This window comes from Streptomyces sp. CNT372, from assembly GCF_000377145.1.
Genome location: NZ_KB897779.1, coordinates 18,328 through 32,562, shown reverse-complemented (window position 1 = coordinate 32,562; position 14,235 = coordinate 18,328). Strand labels below are relative to the sequence as shown.

Annotated in this window: 11 protein-coding genes; 4 read left to right on the top strand and 7 right to left on the bottom strand. The window is 72.7% G+C overall.

What is annotated here, in order from left to right:
* Positions 1-59 precede the first annotated feature (59 nt).
* From C593_RS0108080 to C593_RS0108065, 4 genes are all read right to left on the bottom strand, one after another.
* A complete protein-coding gene (locus C593_RS0108080; protein WP_078521289.1) occupies positions 60-1,757 on the bottom strand; it encodes an LCP family protein in 1,698 nt (565 codons plus the stop codon).
* Between the two features lie 205 nt (positions 1,758-1,962).
* A complete protein-coding gene (locus tag C593_RS0108075; RefSeq protein WP_018846789.1) occupies positions 1,963-3,762 on the bottom strand; it encodes an LCP family protein in 1,800 nt (599 codons plus the stop codon).
* Positions 3,763-3,984: 222 nt separating this feature from the next.
* Entirely contained in the window at positions 3,985-5,244 is a 1,260-nt protein-coding gene (locus C593_RS0108070; RefSeq protein ID WP_018846788.1) for an LCP family glycopolymer transferase, read from the bottom strand.
* Positions 5,245-5,478: 234 nt separating this feature from the next.
* On the bottom strand, positions 5,479-6,231 hold the full coding sequence (locus tag C593_RS0108065; protein ID WP_018846787.1) for a TIGR03089 family protein: 753 nt from the start codon (positions 6,229-6,231) through the stop codon (positions 5,479-5,481).
* Positions 6,232-6,360: 129 nt separating this feature from the next.
* On the opposite strand from C593_RS0108065, the gene C593_RS0108060 reads away from it, so the two are divergent.
* From C593_RS0108060 to C593_RS0108050, 3 genes are all read left to right on the top strand, one after another.
* Complete coding sequence (locus C593_RS0108060) at positions 6,361-7,653, top strand: peptidoglycan recognition protein family protein (protein ID WP_026277478.1); 1,293 nt, start codon at positions 6,361-6,363, stop codon at positions 7,651-7,653.
* 133 nt (positions 7,654-7,786) lie between these two features.
* Entirely contained in the window at positions 7,787-8,878 is a 1,092-nt protein-coding gene (manB, locus tag C593_RS0108055; protein WP_018846785.1) for a mannose-1-phosphate guanylyltransferase, read from the top strand.
* Between the two features lie 9 nt (positions 8,879-8,887).
* Entirely contained in the window at positions 8,888-9,967 is a 1,080-nt protein-coding gene (locus tag C593_RS0108050) for a 3-methyladenine DNA glycosylase (protein WP_018846784.1), read from the top strand.
* 70 nt (positions 9,968-10,037) lie between these two features.
* Here C593_RS0108050 and C593_RS0108045 read toward each other — a convergent pair whose 3' ends face one another.
* The 3 genes from C593_RS0108045 to C593_RS0108035 all read right to left on the bottom strand — a co-directional run bounded on the left by C593_RS0108045 (position 10,038) and on the right by C593_RS0108035 (position 13,053).
* A complete protein-coding gene (locus C593_RS0108045; protein WP_018846783.1) occupies positions 10,038-11,393 on the bottom strand; it encodes a coenzyme F420-0:L-glutamate ligase in 1,356 nt (451 codons plus the stop codon).
* On the bottom strand, positions 11,390-12,346 hold the full coding sequence (gene cofD / locus C593_RS0108040; RefSeq protein ID WP_018846782.1) for a 2-phospho-L-lactate transferase: 957 nt from the start codon (positions 12,344-12,346) through the stop codon (positions 11,390-11,392). The genes C593_RS0108045 and cofD overlap by 4 nt, the downstream gene beginning before the upstream one ends.
* A 170-nt stretch (positions 12,347-12,516) precedes the next feature.
* Positions 12,517-13,053 (bottom strand): hypothetical protein, encoded by a 537-nt coding sequence (locus C593_RS0108035; protein ID WP_018846781.1) that lies wholly within the window; start codon positions 13,051-13,053, stop codon positions 12,517-12,519.
* A 730-nt stretch (positions 13,054-13,783) separates the two neighbouring features.
* On the opposite strand from C593_RS0108035, the gene C593_RS0108030 reads away from it, so the two are divergent.
* Positions 13,784-14,047: a WhiB family transcriptional regulator gene (locus C593_RS0108030; RefSeq protein WP_018846780.1), complete on the top strand. Its 264-nt coding sequence runs from the start codon at positions 13,784-13,786 to the stop codon at positions 14,045-14,047.
* Positions 14,048-14,235: the final 188 nt, after the last annotated feature.

Here is a 14,235-nt window from a genome sequence, read left to right as displayed (position 1 = left end):
GCACGGCCCCGGCCGCCCCCTCGAAGGGGCGGCCGGGGCCGTGCCGTACGAGGACGGCCTCAGAAGCGGTAGGGCGCGTAGATGTCCATGCACGCCTTGTCGTCGTCGCCCATGACCGTCTCCGTGTCCTTCGGCGGTCCGGCCGACTCGGGCTTCGGGAAGGTGTCGCCGGTGCGCCAGTCCGCGCCCACGATCAGGGTCACGCCGGACACCTCCGTCGACTTGCGCACCGCGCTCGTCGGGATGCCCAGGGCCTTCGCCGCCGCGTGGGCGTCGCCTTCGAGGTCGGCGCTGGGGAAGAGGACCTGGGTGCGCCGGGCGGTCTCGGGTGTCGCGTCCGCCCGGGCGCCCGTGAAGCCCTTCCCGGCCAGCAGGCCGGTGACCGCGGCAGCCCGGCGGGGTGCGGGCGGGCCGTTCACGCCGGTGCCGTTGCGGACCATGATCCCGATGTCGGACGGTTCGGCGGCCTCGTCCTTCGGCGCCGGCTTGGGCTTGGAGGTCGGCTCCTTCCCGTCCACGGGGACGTCCTCGCGGAGCATCTCCCAGAGCCGGTCCGTCTCCTCGGGGGCGGGCAGGACATGGGCGTTCGGGTTGGCCGGGTCGGGGACGCGCGGCATGGTGAGCATCGCGATCCGGTCCGTCGGCACGTCCTTGAGGGTCATTCCGAGGTCGAACAGCTTCTTGACGGTGCCGACCTCCTCGGAGACCTGGAGGGACCTGGTGGCGGTCTCGGCCAGGTCCATGAGCTGTCCGGTGTCGGTGAAGGCGTTCTGCTCCTTCAGTTTCCGGATCACCGAGTTCATGTACATGTGCTGGGCCTTGGAGCGGCCGAAGTCGCTTTCGAAGGCGTGCCGGGTGCGCAGCCACTGGAGGGCCTGCTCGCCCTGGACCGGCCAGGTCCCCTTCTCCAGCCGCAGCCCGGAGCCGCCGGGGACACCGGGCTTGGGGCCGTCGTAGACGTTGTCCTTGACGCACACCTCGGCGCCGCCGATCGCGTCCGCCATGGACACCACGCCCGCGAAGTCGACCATCATCCAGTGGTCGATGTAGATGCCGGTCAGCTCCTGCCAGGTGGCCAGGGTGCAGCCGGGGCCGCCGCGGCCGAGGGTGGTGTTGATGAGGTCCCGGGTGGCGCCGAACTTCTCCCCGGACTCCGGATCGGTGCAGGTGGGGATGTCGACCTTGGTGTCGCGGGGGATGGAGACGACCGAGGCGTTCCTCCGGTCGGCCGACACGTGGAGCAGCATCTGGACGTCCGCCAGCGGCTTTGCGCCGACGCTCTGCTTCGAGCCGCCGAGCTTCAGGTTCGCCTTGGAGTTCCTGCTGTCGGAGCCGATCAGCAGGACGTTCAGCGGGGTCTGGCCCGCCGCGTTGGGTGCGCTCTTCTTCACGTCCGAGTCGGCCGAACTCCGTTCGCCCTTGCGGATGTTGCTGTTCAGGTGCTCGTAGTAGAGGTAGCCCGCGCCGGCGGTGCCGAGGATCAGCACCGAGAGGCAGAGGGCGATCCACCGGCCTATGCGCCGGCGGCCGCGTTTCGCCCGGCGGCGCGGGCCGCTGCGGCGTCCGCCGCCCGCTCCCGCGCGCCGTGCGCCGCTCCCGCCGTCCTCCGGGCCGTCCTGCTCGTCGTCGGGAGCCCTGCGGCTGCCCGGGACGTGCCCGGACGCGTCGCCGTACTGGCTCTCGTCCCAGCCGAGATCACCGGCCGCGCGTGGTCCACGTCGCCGCGTCCCCTCCTCACGCACCCTGCTCTGTCCCACCCCTGGCTCCCCTGTGTGCGGGCTCTCCCCATGAGCCCGGCTGCGATGCCATGGGGACCGCCGGTCCCCATGGGCTGCGTTGCCACGCGGACGACGCCGTCCTCGTGGTGGTCACGCGGACGACGCCGTCCCCGTGGCGGTCACGTGGACAGGTCTCCGTCCGCGTGCCGGCCGCGCGGACGTCGGCGTCCCCGCGGCCTCGGTGTCACTTGGCGCAGACCTGCTTGTCCGCCTGGACCTGGGAAACGTCCTTCGGCAGCTTTGCGGGCCCGCTGATGGGCACCCCCGCGCCCTGGAAGTCGGGGCCCAGTGTCAGCGTCATCGCCTCCAGCCCCTCGGCGTCCTCGGTGCCCGGCTTCAGCGCCGCGGCGGGCAGGCCCATCAGGTCGGCCAGCTTGCGGGCCTGGTCGGCCTGGTTGGGCGCGTACTCCAGCTGCGTCCTGGCGACCTCGGCCGGGGCGTTGCCCTTGTTGGTGGACTTCAGGACGCCCTCGGAGTTCTGCAGCCAGTCCAGGGTCCTCTGCGCGGAGCCCGTGGGGCCGCCGCCGTTGAAGACGTCGACCCGGACCGCGGACGCCTCGGCCCGCTCGCCCTTGAGGAGCTGGGCCTGCCTGGCCTTGGCCTCCTTCTTCTCCTGCTCTACCTCGGTGAGGGAGATGTCGTTCTTCACCATGGAGAACAGGGCGTCGGACTTGGGGGTGTCCAGGACGACCGTGGCCTTCACCGTCTCGGCCGGGTTGTCCACGACCGGCACGGTGGCGAAGGTCAGGTTCTTCATGTCGAACTTGCCCAGCTCCAGGCCGAGGTCGCGGAGCTTCATGATGTCGTTGATCTTGGAGTCGACGGTCAGCGCCTTGGTGCCGGCCTCGGCGAGCTTCACCAGCTTCGTCGGACTGGTGAGGGTGTCGTTCGACTTCAGCTTGCGCATCAGCGCGCTGAGGAACTGCTGCTGGATCTTGATGCGGTCCAGGTCGCCGCCGAAGCCCACGGTGTACCGGGTGCGCACGAAGGCGAGGGCCTCCTCGCCCTCGATGGTGTGCTCGCCGGCGGGCAGGTCCAGGTGGGACTTGGGGTCCTTGATGTCCTTGGCGAGGCAGATCGGCACCCCGCCCACGGCCGAGGAGAGCGTCTTGACCGCGTTGAAGTCGGCCACCATGAAGTGGTCTATGGGGATGCCGGTCATCTCGGTGACCGTGCGCATGGTGCAGCTCGGCGTGCGGCCGGACTGGCCCAGGCTGGTGTTGAAGCGGACGTTGCGCTCGCCCGGGATGACCTCCTGGGACCCGTCCTCCTGGGTCGTGGGGCAGTCCGGGATGTCCGTGATGAGGTCGCGCGGAATGCTCATCGCGGTCGCGTTGGTGCGGTCCTTGGAGACGTGCAGCAGCACCGTGGTGTCGGCGTGGCCCGGGCTGTCGTTGTCGCCGTAGCCCTTGTTGCCTTCACCCGTGCGCTTGTCCGTGCCGATCACCAGGATGTTGATCGCGCGGTCCTTGCTGAAGCCGCCGGTGCCCGCGCCGTCGTCGGCGATCGAGGTGATGTTCGCGTTCAGGTGCTCGTAGTAGAGGTAGCCGGCCGTGGCCGTGGTCGCCATCAGCAGGGCCAGGGTGCCGCCGGTCCACAGCAGGACCTTCTTCTTCCGCGACTTCGCCGGCTTGCGCTTGCGTCGGCTGCCCGCCTGCTGCGGCACCCGGCCGCCGCCCGTGGAGCCGCTCGTGGAGCCGCCCGCGCGCCGGCTGCGCTGGCCGGGGACCTCCGGGGCCCGGGTGTCCCGAGAGCGCCGGGCCTCGGTGCGGCTGCGGGTGGCGGTGGCCTGGGGGGTGCCGGTCCGCGCGTCTTTCCGCGATGATCCGCCGGGGCCGCTTGCGGCGGACGCGGACGCGCGGGAACCTGTCGACTGCGTACCGGATTGGTTCAGTCGCAGTTCGTAGTTGCCCGTCTCCGGGTTCATCACCCACTGGTCGGCGGGGTCGATGTCGTCCGCCTGTCCACGGCCTTGCGCATCCACGGTTGCTTGAGTCCTCCGTCGGGTGCCACGCGGGGCGCCTCCCCCTCCAGGCGCTCAGTCCTTCGATCCAGCAGTGCGCGACACGGGGTCGGAAGTACCGGATCGCGTCACACTATCCGCCCAGTTCAGGGATGAGCGACGCCCGTGACAAATTCCTCACGCCTTACAAGCGGGCAATTCGCGCAATACGCCTGTGCTCTCGGTTGGTGTTTGGCCATTGCTTTACCCGCACATGCCCTCCGCCGCCGTCGTGCCGGAGAAGGTCGGGTCGGGCGAGGGGGTCTTGCCGTTCTCCTCCTCCTTCTCCTTCTCGCTCTTGGGGACGACCGTGACGGGGGTGTCCTCGCGCAGCCGCTCGAACAGCTCGCTCGCGTCCGGCTCAACCAACTCGTCCCGGTTCGGGTTGAGATGGTACGGCTGCCGCGGGACGGTAAGGAATTGCACCTTTTCGGTCGGTACGCTGCGGAGTGAGCGGGTCAGGTCGTACAGGTCCCGCAGCGAGTCGAGTCCCGGGTCCGTGGTGATCGACTTGGTGGCCGCGTCCAGCACCGGATAGAGCCGGGTCGGGTTCAGCAGGACGCCGTTGCTCTGCACCTTCTTCACCAGCGCGCCCAGGAACTGCTGCTGGCGCTCCATCCGCTCGGTGTCGCTGCCGTCGCCCAGCGACTTGCGCGCCCGGACGTAGCCGAGGGCCTCCTCGCCGTGCAGGGTCTGCCGGCCGGCGGGCAGTTCGAGGCGGGCGGCCTTGTCGTCGATCGGCTCCGGCAGGCAGACCTCGACGCCGTCCACCGCGTCCACCATGTCCTTGAACCCGCGGAAGTCGATGACCATGTGGTGGTCGATGCGCACCCCGGTGAACTTCTCCACGGTCCGGATCGCGCAGGCCGCCCCGCCGAACTGGAAGGCCCAGTTGAACTGGGCGATCTGCTCCCGGGTGCGCTTCCCGTCCGGCTTGCGGCAGCTGGGGATGGTGACCATCAGGTCCCGGGGGACGGACATCGCGGTGGCGCTCTGCCGGTCGGCGGAGATGTGCAGCAGGATCGTGGTGTCCGAACGCTGGCTGCCGGCCTCGTCCTTGCCGTACTCCTCGTTGCCCTCGCCCTCGCGGGTGTCGGAGCCCATCAGCAGGATGTTCAGCGCACCGGTCGCGACGGGGGTGGGGCGCTCGCGTTCGTAGGTCTCCAACTCGGCGGCGGCGGAGGTGTCGGTGGTGATGTTGGAATCGAGCTTCTGGTAGAACCACCAGCCCGCGCCGGCCGCGGCGAGCACCACGACGGAGGTGCCGAGCGCGACCCACCGCAGCCAGTAGCGCGACCGGCCGCTCTGGCCGGGCAGCTCGCCGTCGCCCCCGGCCGCCCGGGCGTCGGACGGCCGTGCGTCGGACGGCTGGGCGTCAGCCGCCGTGTCGTCGGACGGCTTGGCCGCGTCCCCCTCGTCGGGGGTCGCGGACCCGTCACCGGAAGTGCCGGCCTTGTCCGTCACGTGTGGATCCATCCTTCATGGCGTCGGCAGCGCGCTGGGCCGCCGATCGAAGGTCTAGACGGCCGAACCCGGCGCTTGGTTGTGCGATGAAACACTCTTGTCGCCGATCATCCACCGGAGTTCACCTCCAGGCGGGGAGGGCCGGGCCCGACGGTCCGCCACACGAGTGGACTCGGGGCTTCCGGAGTGTTGGTCGTACCGGACCCGCGCCCGCCCGGGGCCCCACCTCGCCCGTCAGCGGGCCGTCGCGGTCACCCGCTCGCTCTCGACGCGCTTGGCCAGCTCCTCCTCGGACAACCCGCCCGCGTTCCGGCACAGCACGACCGAACCCCCGGCCGCCAGCGGCGCGTACAGCCCGGCCGACAGCCCCTCCCAGGTGTCGTACGCCAGCTCCGACAGCAGCCGGGACCCGTCCGTCAGCCCCCGCCTTTCCGCGTCCGCGCGCGCCCGCGCGACCAGTTCGGCGCCGGTGAACCGCTCACTCCCGACGACGAGTGCGGGCTCGTCCGCGTCCACCGGGACGAACGGGGCGAACCGGTCGCCCTGGCTCGGCACCTCCACCGCGTAGTCGGCCCAACCCTCGGGCGGGGTGGGGAACCTGCGGCCCAGCGGGGCGAGCGACAGGGCGATCCGCTCGCCCCGGCAGGCGAGCCCCGCCTCGAACCCGCCCGGCCCGGCGACCACGTGGTCCGCCGCGGCCGGGTCCCCGCCGACGTCCGCGACCACCCCCACCGACGAACAGGCCAGCAGCCACACCGCCGTCTGCCAGTGCGCGGGCAGCAGCAGGGCGGCCCGCTCTCCCGGCTCCGCGGCGAGGTCACCCTGGAGCAGATTGGCGGTCTTCGCCACCCAATTGGCGAAGGTGGCAACCGACAATTCGACGCGCTCACCGGTGGCATCGTCGTAGAAGGTGACCAAGGGGCGGGCCGGGTCCGCGGCGAGGGCGGATCGCAGCAGGTCGGCAGGGGTGCGGTCGCTGGCGTTCACGCGCGCAAGACTACGCCCGGCCCGCGCGCCGGGGCGTCCGTCCCGGTGAACCGGGTCCCCCGGTCGGCGGCCCCCCGGCCGGGCTCCTTCGGCAGGCGGGGACGGCGTGGCGCTTCCAGGATCGCTGGCATGCGTGGACATCTGGCATCAACGATCACGGTGGCGTGCGCAGCGGCGCTCGCCTTCCCTCTGACCCTCACCCCGGTCGCCGCCGCGATATCCGACGACGCGTCCGGCACCCCCGGGAGCACCCGTTCCGTACCCCTGGAACCGCTGAGCTCCTCCGACCCCTCCGAACGCTCGGGCGCCGCCGCCCCCCTGGGCCTGCCGCGCCAGGAGACCGAGCCGTTCTCCCTCCTGGGCCTGGTCTGGGAGGACTCCTCCGCCGAACTCGACGGCACCGTCGAGGTCCGCACCCGGTCCATCGGTACCGGTGACTGGTCCGGCTGGCAGGAGGTCGAGACCCACAACACCGACCACGCCGCCGACCCCGGCACCGCCGAGAGCGACTCCGGCAGCGTCCGCGGCTCCACCGCCCCTCTCTGGGTCGGCGCCTCGGACGGCGTCGAGGTCCGCGTCCTGGCGGCCGACGGCAGGCACGGCGAACTCCCCGAGGGACTGCGCCTGGAACTCGTCGACCCCGGCGACGACCCGGAGGGCCCCGGCACCGGGGAACCGCCCCCGGGACCCGAGGACGGCACCGCCGGGCGCACCCAGAGCGACGGACTCCTCATCCCCGAGCTCAGCCGCTCCGAGACCGAGGCCGAAGCGGCCGCGAGCGGCGCTCTCGTCGTCGACGAGGTCACGGCTCAGGCGTACATCGGGCCCCGCCCGGCCATCGTCACCCGCAAGGGCTGGGGCGCCGACGAGTCGCTGCGCGAGAAGACCTTCGCCTACACCAGCACCGTCAAGGCCGCGTTCGTGCACCACAGCGCCACGGGCAACAACTACACCTGCGCCCAGGCCCCCTCCGTTATCCGCAGTATCTACCGCTACCACACGGTGAGCAGCGGCTGGCGGGACATCGGCTACAACTTCGCCGTCGACAAGTGCGGAAACATCTACGAAGGCCGGGCCGGAGGCGTGGCCAAGCCGGTCCTCGGGGCACACACCCTCGGTTTCAACACCAACAGCACCGGAATCGCCGTACTCGGGACGTACAGTTCCACCAATCCGCCGCAGGCGGTGGTGACGGCGGCGGCCAAGCTGACCGCCTGGAAGCTCGGCCTGCACGGAGTGAACCCGAAGGGCAAGGTGACCCTCACCTCGGGAGGGAGCGGCAAGTACGCCAAGGGCGTCAAGGTGTCGATGAACACCGTCTCGGGACACCGCGACGGCTTCAACACCGACTGCCCCGGCGGCAAGCTGTACGACAAGCTCGGTTCCGTGCGCACCGCGTCGGCCTCCTACCAGGGCCGCTGAGGCGCCGCTGCCGGGGCCGTGCGCGGGCCGCCGCCCGCCGCACCCGCCGCCCGGGGCCGTCGCCAGGACTGCCCCTACACTGGCCGGTCCAACCAGCGACCGCGCCCGGCCCCAGCAGGAAGCAGAGACCGATTTGAACCAGGCCCCAGAAGCGATTCTCCTGGTCGGAGGCAAGGGCACCCGGCTGCGTCCGCTCACCGTCCGCACACCGAAGCCGATGGTCCCAGCAGCCGGTGTCCCGTTCCTCACCCACCAGTTGGCCCGGGCCCGGGCCGCGGGCGTCGAGCACATCGTGCTCGCCACCTCCTACCTCGCCGAGGTCTTCGAACCGTACTTCGGCGACGGTTCCGCCCTCGGGCTGCACATCGAGTACGTGACCGAGGTGGAGCCGCTGGGCACCGGCGGCGCGATACGCAACGTCGCCTCCCGTCTCCACTCGGGACCCGAGGACCCCGTCCTCGTCTTCAACGGCGACATCCTGACCGGGCTGGACATCCCGGCCCTCGTCGGCACCCACCGCTCCACCGGTGCCGACGTGTCCCTCCATCTCACCCGCGTCGAGGACCCCCGCGCCTTCGGGCTGGTGCCGACGGATCCCACGGGACGTGTCACGGCCTTCCTGGAGAAGCCGCAGACCCCCGAGGAGATCGTCACCGACCAGATCAACGCCGGCGCCTATGTCTTCCGCCGCTCCGTCATCGACTCCGTCCCGGCCGGGCGGCCGGTCTCCGTCGAGCGGGAGACCTTCCCGGACCTGCTCGCCTCGGGAGCCCACCTCCAGGGCATGGTCGACTCCACCTACTGGCTCGACCTCGGCACGCCGGGCGCCTTCGTCCGCGGCTCCGCCGACCTGGTGCTGGGCCGCGCCCCCTCCCCGGCCGTGCCCGGACGCTGCGGCGACCGGCTGGTCCTGCCGTCCGCGCGGGTGGCCCCGGACGCCAAGCTGACCGGCGGCACCGTGGTCGGTGAGGGTGCCGTCATCGGTGAGGGCGCCCGTGTCGACGGCAGCGCGGTCCTCGCCGGGGCGGTCGTCGAGCCGGGCGCCGTCGTCTCCGGCTCGCTGATAGGAGAGGGCGCGCGGATCGGCTCACGGGCGGTGCTGTCCGGGGTGGTCGTCGGTGACGGCGCGGTCGTGGGCGAGGACAACGAACTCCGGGAGGGCGTGCGCGTCTGGTGCGACGCGGTCCTGCCCGCGGGCTCGGTCCGTTTCTCCTCCGACCAGTAGCCTGGCGCCATGGCAGGGCGCTTCGAACCGGGCAGCCGCCGCACCGGCACACGGCGCGGCGCCGCCCGCCTGCCCCGCCAGACCGCCGCCGGGGCCACGACCGGTTCCGCCGCCGGGGCCACGACCGGTCCCGCCGCCGGGACCACGACCGGCTCCACCGCCCCGGCTCCGGCCCGCACCCGGAGCTGGGTCCCGCCCTGGCCGCTCGACCTCGGCCTGGTCCTCGGCCCGCTGCGGCGCGGCCCCGCCGACCCCACCTTCCGCACCACCCCGGACGGCTCCGTGTGGCGTGCCACGCGCACCCCGGCGGGGCCGGGCACGCTGCGGGTGGCGCCGTGCGGCGGGACGGTCGAGGCCGAGGCGTGGGGCGCGGGCGCCGAGTGGCTGCTGGACCGGCTGCCCGAACTCCTCGGCGCCGCCGACGAGCCGGACGCGTTCACCCCGCACCACCGCCTCGTCGCCGCCGCCCGCCACCGCAGGCCCGGCCTGCGGCTGCTGCGGACCGGGCTGGTGCTGGAGTCCCTGATCCCGTCCGTCCTGGAGCAGAAGGTCACCACCGACGAGGCGTACCGGGCCTGGCGGCTCCTGGTCCGCGCCCACGGGGAGCCCGCGCCGGGGCCGGGGGCCGGGGCGGGCGCGCCGGAGCTGCATGTCATGCCCGAACCGCGCACCTGGGCCCTGATCCCGTCCTGGGAGTGGCACCGGGCGGGCGTCGACGACAAGCGCGCCTCGACGATCCTGCGCGCGGTGCGGGTGGCGCGCCGGCTGGAGGAGGCGGTGACCATGGCCCCGGCCGAGGCGATGGCCCGTCTGGAACTCGTCCCGGGCATCGGCCCGTGGACCTCCGCGGAGACGGTCCAGCGCAGCCACGGCGCCCCGGACGCGATCACGGTGGGCGACCTCCACCTGCCCCGGATCGTCGGATACGCCCTCGCGGGGGACCGGGACGCGGACGACGCGGCGATGCTGGAACTCCTCGCGCCCTACGCGGGGCAGCGCCACCGCGCGGCCCGCCTCGTCCTGCTGGCGGGGCGCACCCCGCCCCGCCGGGAGCCCAAGATGCGCCGCGTGGACATCGCCCGCTGGTAGGTCGCCGGGCCCCCGCCCGGTGGCGGGCGGGTCGGCCCGCCCTCCGGGGCAGGCGCCGGCACCCTTCCCGTCAGCGTGTCTCGATGAAGTCGGACGCCTCCCGGGCGGGCCGTGCCTTCGGCGCCTGCGCCGGGTGCCCGACGGCCACCGCCCCCATCGGGTCCCAGTCCGCCGGCAGGTCCAGCACCTCCCGCACGACCTCGCGGCAGAACATCGTGGACGAGACCCAGGCCGAGCCCAGCCCCTCCCCGGCCAGTGCGACCAGGAAGTTCTGCACGCCCGCCCCCGCCGCGACGACGAACATCTCGCGCTCGGCCGCGTCCCGCCGCTCGTCCCCGTAGATGTGGGCGCCGTCCGCGACCAGGCAGGGCACCACCAGGCAGGGCGCGTTCCGCAGGACGTCGCCGCGCCGGACCCGGCGGGCGATCGACTCCTCGGACTTGCCGTCCCGCCGCAGGTCCGCGATCCAGGCGTCCCGCATCGCGTCCAGCAGCCGCACCCGCGCCTCGGCCGACTCCAGGAGGACGAACCGCCACGGCGTGGTGTGGTGCGGGGCGGGCGCGGTGACCGCCGCGGCGACCGCGCGCCGGACAGCCGCGCCGTCCACCGGCTCGGCCGTGAACGCGCGGACCGTGCGCCGCTGGGTGACGGCCTCCCGTACGGCCTCCGAGGTGCCGAGGCGGAACATGTCCTCGGCGGCGGGCCGCACCAGGGCCCGCGCCCCGGCGCCGTCGTCGGCGTCCTCGCCGACCAGGTGCCCGAGTCCGCGGACCACCGCCACCGGCAGCCCCGCCGCCTTGCCCTTGACCAGGTCGCCCGCCGCCGCCAGCTCGTCCGCCGTGGCGACCACCGTCGCGCTGAGCGGGTTGCCGTGCGCGTCCGTCCCGCCGCGCAGGTCGTCCAGGACCCGCACGCCGGCCGCGCCGATCGCGACATCGGTGAGCCCGGTCCGCCAGGGGCGCCCGAAGGTGTCGGTGACGACGACCCCGATGTCCACGCCGAGTTGGTCGCGCAGTCCGCGCCGGATCGCGCGGGCCGAGGCGTCCGGGTCCTCGGGGAGCAACAGCACGGTGCCGGCGGGGGTGTTGGAGGCGTCGACCCCGGCGGCGGCCATGACGAGGCCCTGCCGGTTCTCGACGATGCGCAGCGGGCCGCGCCGGGCCACCACGCGGACGGTCTCCGCGTCGATCGCCGCCTCGCGGTCGGCGGCCTCGACGAGACGCCCCTCCGCCTTGCTGACGATCTTCGAGGTCACCAGCAGGATGTCCCCGTCCCGCAGCCCGTCCGCCGGTCCGTCCGCCGGGCCGGAGCCGGTGTCCGCGCCCGCGGCGCCCACCGCGACCGCGACGGCCTTGGCGATGTCGTCCCCGGCCCGGACCTCCCCGATACCGGGCAGCGCCCACACCCGCAGGCCGTCGCCTCTCACGCGCGGACCTCCTCGGCGAGGGCGAGGGCGGCGCGGGCCATCGCCGCGGTGGCCTCCGCGTCGGTCATCATCAGCGGCACCGCGCGGCAGCGGATCCCGGCCGCCTCCACGTCCGCGACCGCCGCCTCGTCGACCGTGTCGACCAGCCAGCCGTCCAGCAGCCCCGAGCCGTAGTGCCGCGCGACCGCAGCCGCAGTCGCCTCGACGCCGACCGCCGCCAGCACCTTGTCGGCCATACCGCGCACCGGCGCGTTCCCGACGATGGGGGAGAGGCCGACGACGGGCACCCCCGCCTCGGCGATCGCCTCGCGGATGCCGGGGACGGCGAGGACGGTGCCGATGCTGACGACCGGGTTCGACGGCGGGAAGAGGATCACGTCCGCCGCGGCGAGCGCCTCCAGCACCCCGGGCGCGGGCTTCGCCTGGTCGGCGCCGACCGGCACGATCGCCTCGGCGTCCACCGAGGCACGGAGCCTGACCCAGTACTCCTGGAAGTGGACCACCCGGCGCTCCCCGTCGAGGGTGACGGCGACATGGGTCTCCACCCGGTCGTCCGACATGGGCAGCAGCCGTACACCGGGGTTCCACCGGGCACACAGGGCCTCGGTGACCGCGCTGAGCGGGTAGCCGGCGCCGAGCATCTGGGTGCGGACGATGTGGGTGGCGAAGTCGCGGTCGCCGAGGCCGAACCACTCGGGTCCCACACCGTAGGCGGCGAGTTCGGACTTGACCTGGAAGGTCTCCTCCGAACGCCCCCAGCCCTGCTCCTCGTTGATGCCACCGCCGAGGGTGTACATCACGGTGTCGAGGTCGGGGCAGACCTTGAGCCCGAACAGATGGATGTCGTCACCGGTGTTGCCGATCACCGTGACGTCCGCCCCGGGCACGGCCTGCTTCAGACCGCGAAGGAAACGGGCGCCGCCGATACCGCCGGCCAGAACCACAATGCGCATGCGCACAGTGTCGCAGGCCGGTCACTGCCGCCGGACGCCCACCGTCCACCGGCCGGTCACTCCGACCGTCCGGTCCCGGACCGGGCGCCGCGCACCGCTCGTCACGTCGGCCGTCGCGCACCGCTCGTCACGTCGGCACGTCGTCAGTACGTCGGCACGTCGGTACCTCGTCACGCCTGCGCGAGCGGCGCGGGCTCCTCGGTGCAGCGGGCCGACGCCCGGTGCATCGGCATCTCCGTCAGGCCCGGGTGGTAGACGTGCAGGCTGACCGCGCCCTCCAGGGAGTCGTTGGTGACCTCGTGCACGTAACCCGGCGCGAACACCCGCTGTGAGCCGGCCGTCAGCCTGCGCTCGCGGCCGGCGCCACCGCCCTCGCCGTTGCCCGCGCTCGGGGAGCGCTCGGTCAGCTCTCCGGTGAGGACGGTCAGGACGCCGGAGGAACCGCCGTGACCGTGCAGCCCGCTGCCCTGGCCGGGGACCCAGCTCAGCAGCCAGACCTCGTATCCCGGGCCGGTGCGCAGCCGGTGGTACCAGCGGGAGGTGGCGTCGTACCGGACGAGGTGCTCCCACTGGGAGCGGTCCGCGGCGATCTCGCGGGCGAGACCGGCGAATCCGGCCACGGTGGAGGGGTGCTCGGCGGCGGGCTGGAGCAGGTGCTGGACGGCGAGGATGTCGCCGGCGATCTGGAGGTCGCTGTCGCTGTTCATCGTGCGGGGGTCCTCGGCAGACGGGCTGGGGAGGTCGGCGGGTGACGCGGAACGATCGGCGCGGGCCGTAGGGCCGCGCGGGTGCCGCCGGGAGGCGGTGTGCGGGAGAAGCGGGGTGAAGCCGGAGCCCCGGGGGCTTCTACGGCGTCAGTGGCTGGATCAACAGCTGGTGCGACAACAGCGACAGTGGGCCTGGACAGCGCTGCGGAACCCGCGGCGGCGGGTCGCGAAGGGCGCTGAGGTCACTGGCATGCCCTCAAAGGTGGCGGTTCCCCTTACCGACTGTCAACTCATTGGCCGGTTTGGCCGCAATGTTTCATCACATCCGGTTACTGAATCCAGAGAAAGGTTTGTGCAGCCGGGACCCGGGAGACATGCGCCAGCAACCGTGCGGGCAAACGTCGTTGGGCCCTGTGATCTTCCTGTGATCCGGATCGCTTCGGTGGCTCGATTGCAGCATGATCGCCGTCCGGGACGTCTCTCTCCCTGAGACGGCGTCGAAGGGTTGGCCGCTGGCATGTGTCAGGTTTTTGGTGATTTGAACACTTTCCGCATAGCCTTGGTTCCGCAGAGTGAATACGGGGCCCAGTAGCAGATCGTGGCTTGACTCGCTCGGAGCCACACACTTGTAATTTCACTCGTGTCGTTCGGCCGAAAACGATCGTTGCGGTAAACCATCGCGGCGATACCGGCAACATCACGGGGACGCACAGACAGACGAGGGGCGCAGATGACCGAGCTGTTCCAGCAACTGCTGGTCGAGGACGCGGACGAGGAACTCGGCTGGCAGGAGCGCGCGTTGTGCGCCCAGACCGATCCCGAGTCCTTCTTCCCCGAGAAGGGCGGGTCCACCAGAGAGGCCAAGAAGGTCTGCCTCGCCTGCGAGGTCCGCTCCGAATGTCTTGAGTACGCCCTCAACAACGACGAACGCTTCGGGATCTGGGGCGGGCTCTCCGAGCGGGAGCGCCGCCGCCTGAAGAAGGCGGCCGTCTGAGGCGTGTGTCCGGCGGGCGCCCACCTGCGCCCACCCCCCGCCCGGCATCCGCGGCACCCCGCCGTCGCCCGGCACCCGCGGGCACCCCGCCGTCGCCCGGCGGCCCGGCGCCCGCCCCGCCGTCGTCCGGCGTTCCGGTGCCCGGCAAACAGGGACAAATCCCCGCATACGCAACGGTCCGCCGTCCG

Bases quoted from the DNA above. Each gene is read 5' to 3' on its own strand.
- C593_RS0108060 (WP_026277478.1), top strand. From the start codon at position 6,361: ATGCGTGGACATCTGGCATCAACGATCACGGTGGCGTGCGCAGCGGCG.
- C593_RS0108050 (WP_018846784.1), top strand. From the start codon at position 8,888: ATGGCAGGGCGCTTCGAACCGGGCAGCCGCCGCACCGGCACACGGCGC.
- cofD (WP_018846782.1), bottom strand. From the start codon at position 12,346: ATGCGCATTGTGGTTCTGGCCGGCGGTATCGGCGGCGCCCGTTTCCTT.
- C593_RS0108035 (WP_018846781.1), bottom strand. From the start codon at position 13,053: ATGAACAGCGACAGCGACCTCCAGATCGCCGGCGACATCCTCGCCGTC.
- C593_RS0108030 (WP_018846780.1), top strand. From the start codon at position 13,784: ATGACCGAGCTGTTCCAGCAACTGCTGGTCGAGGACGCGGACGAGGAA.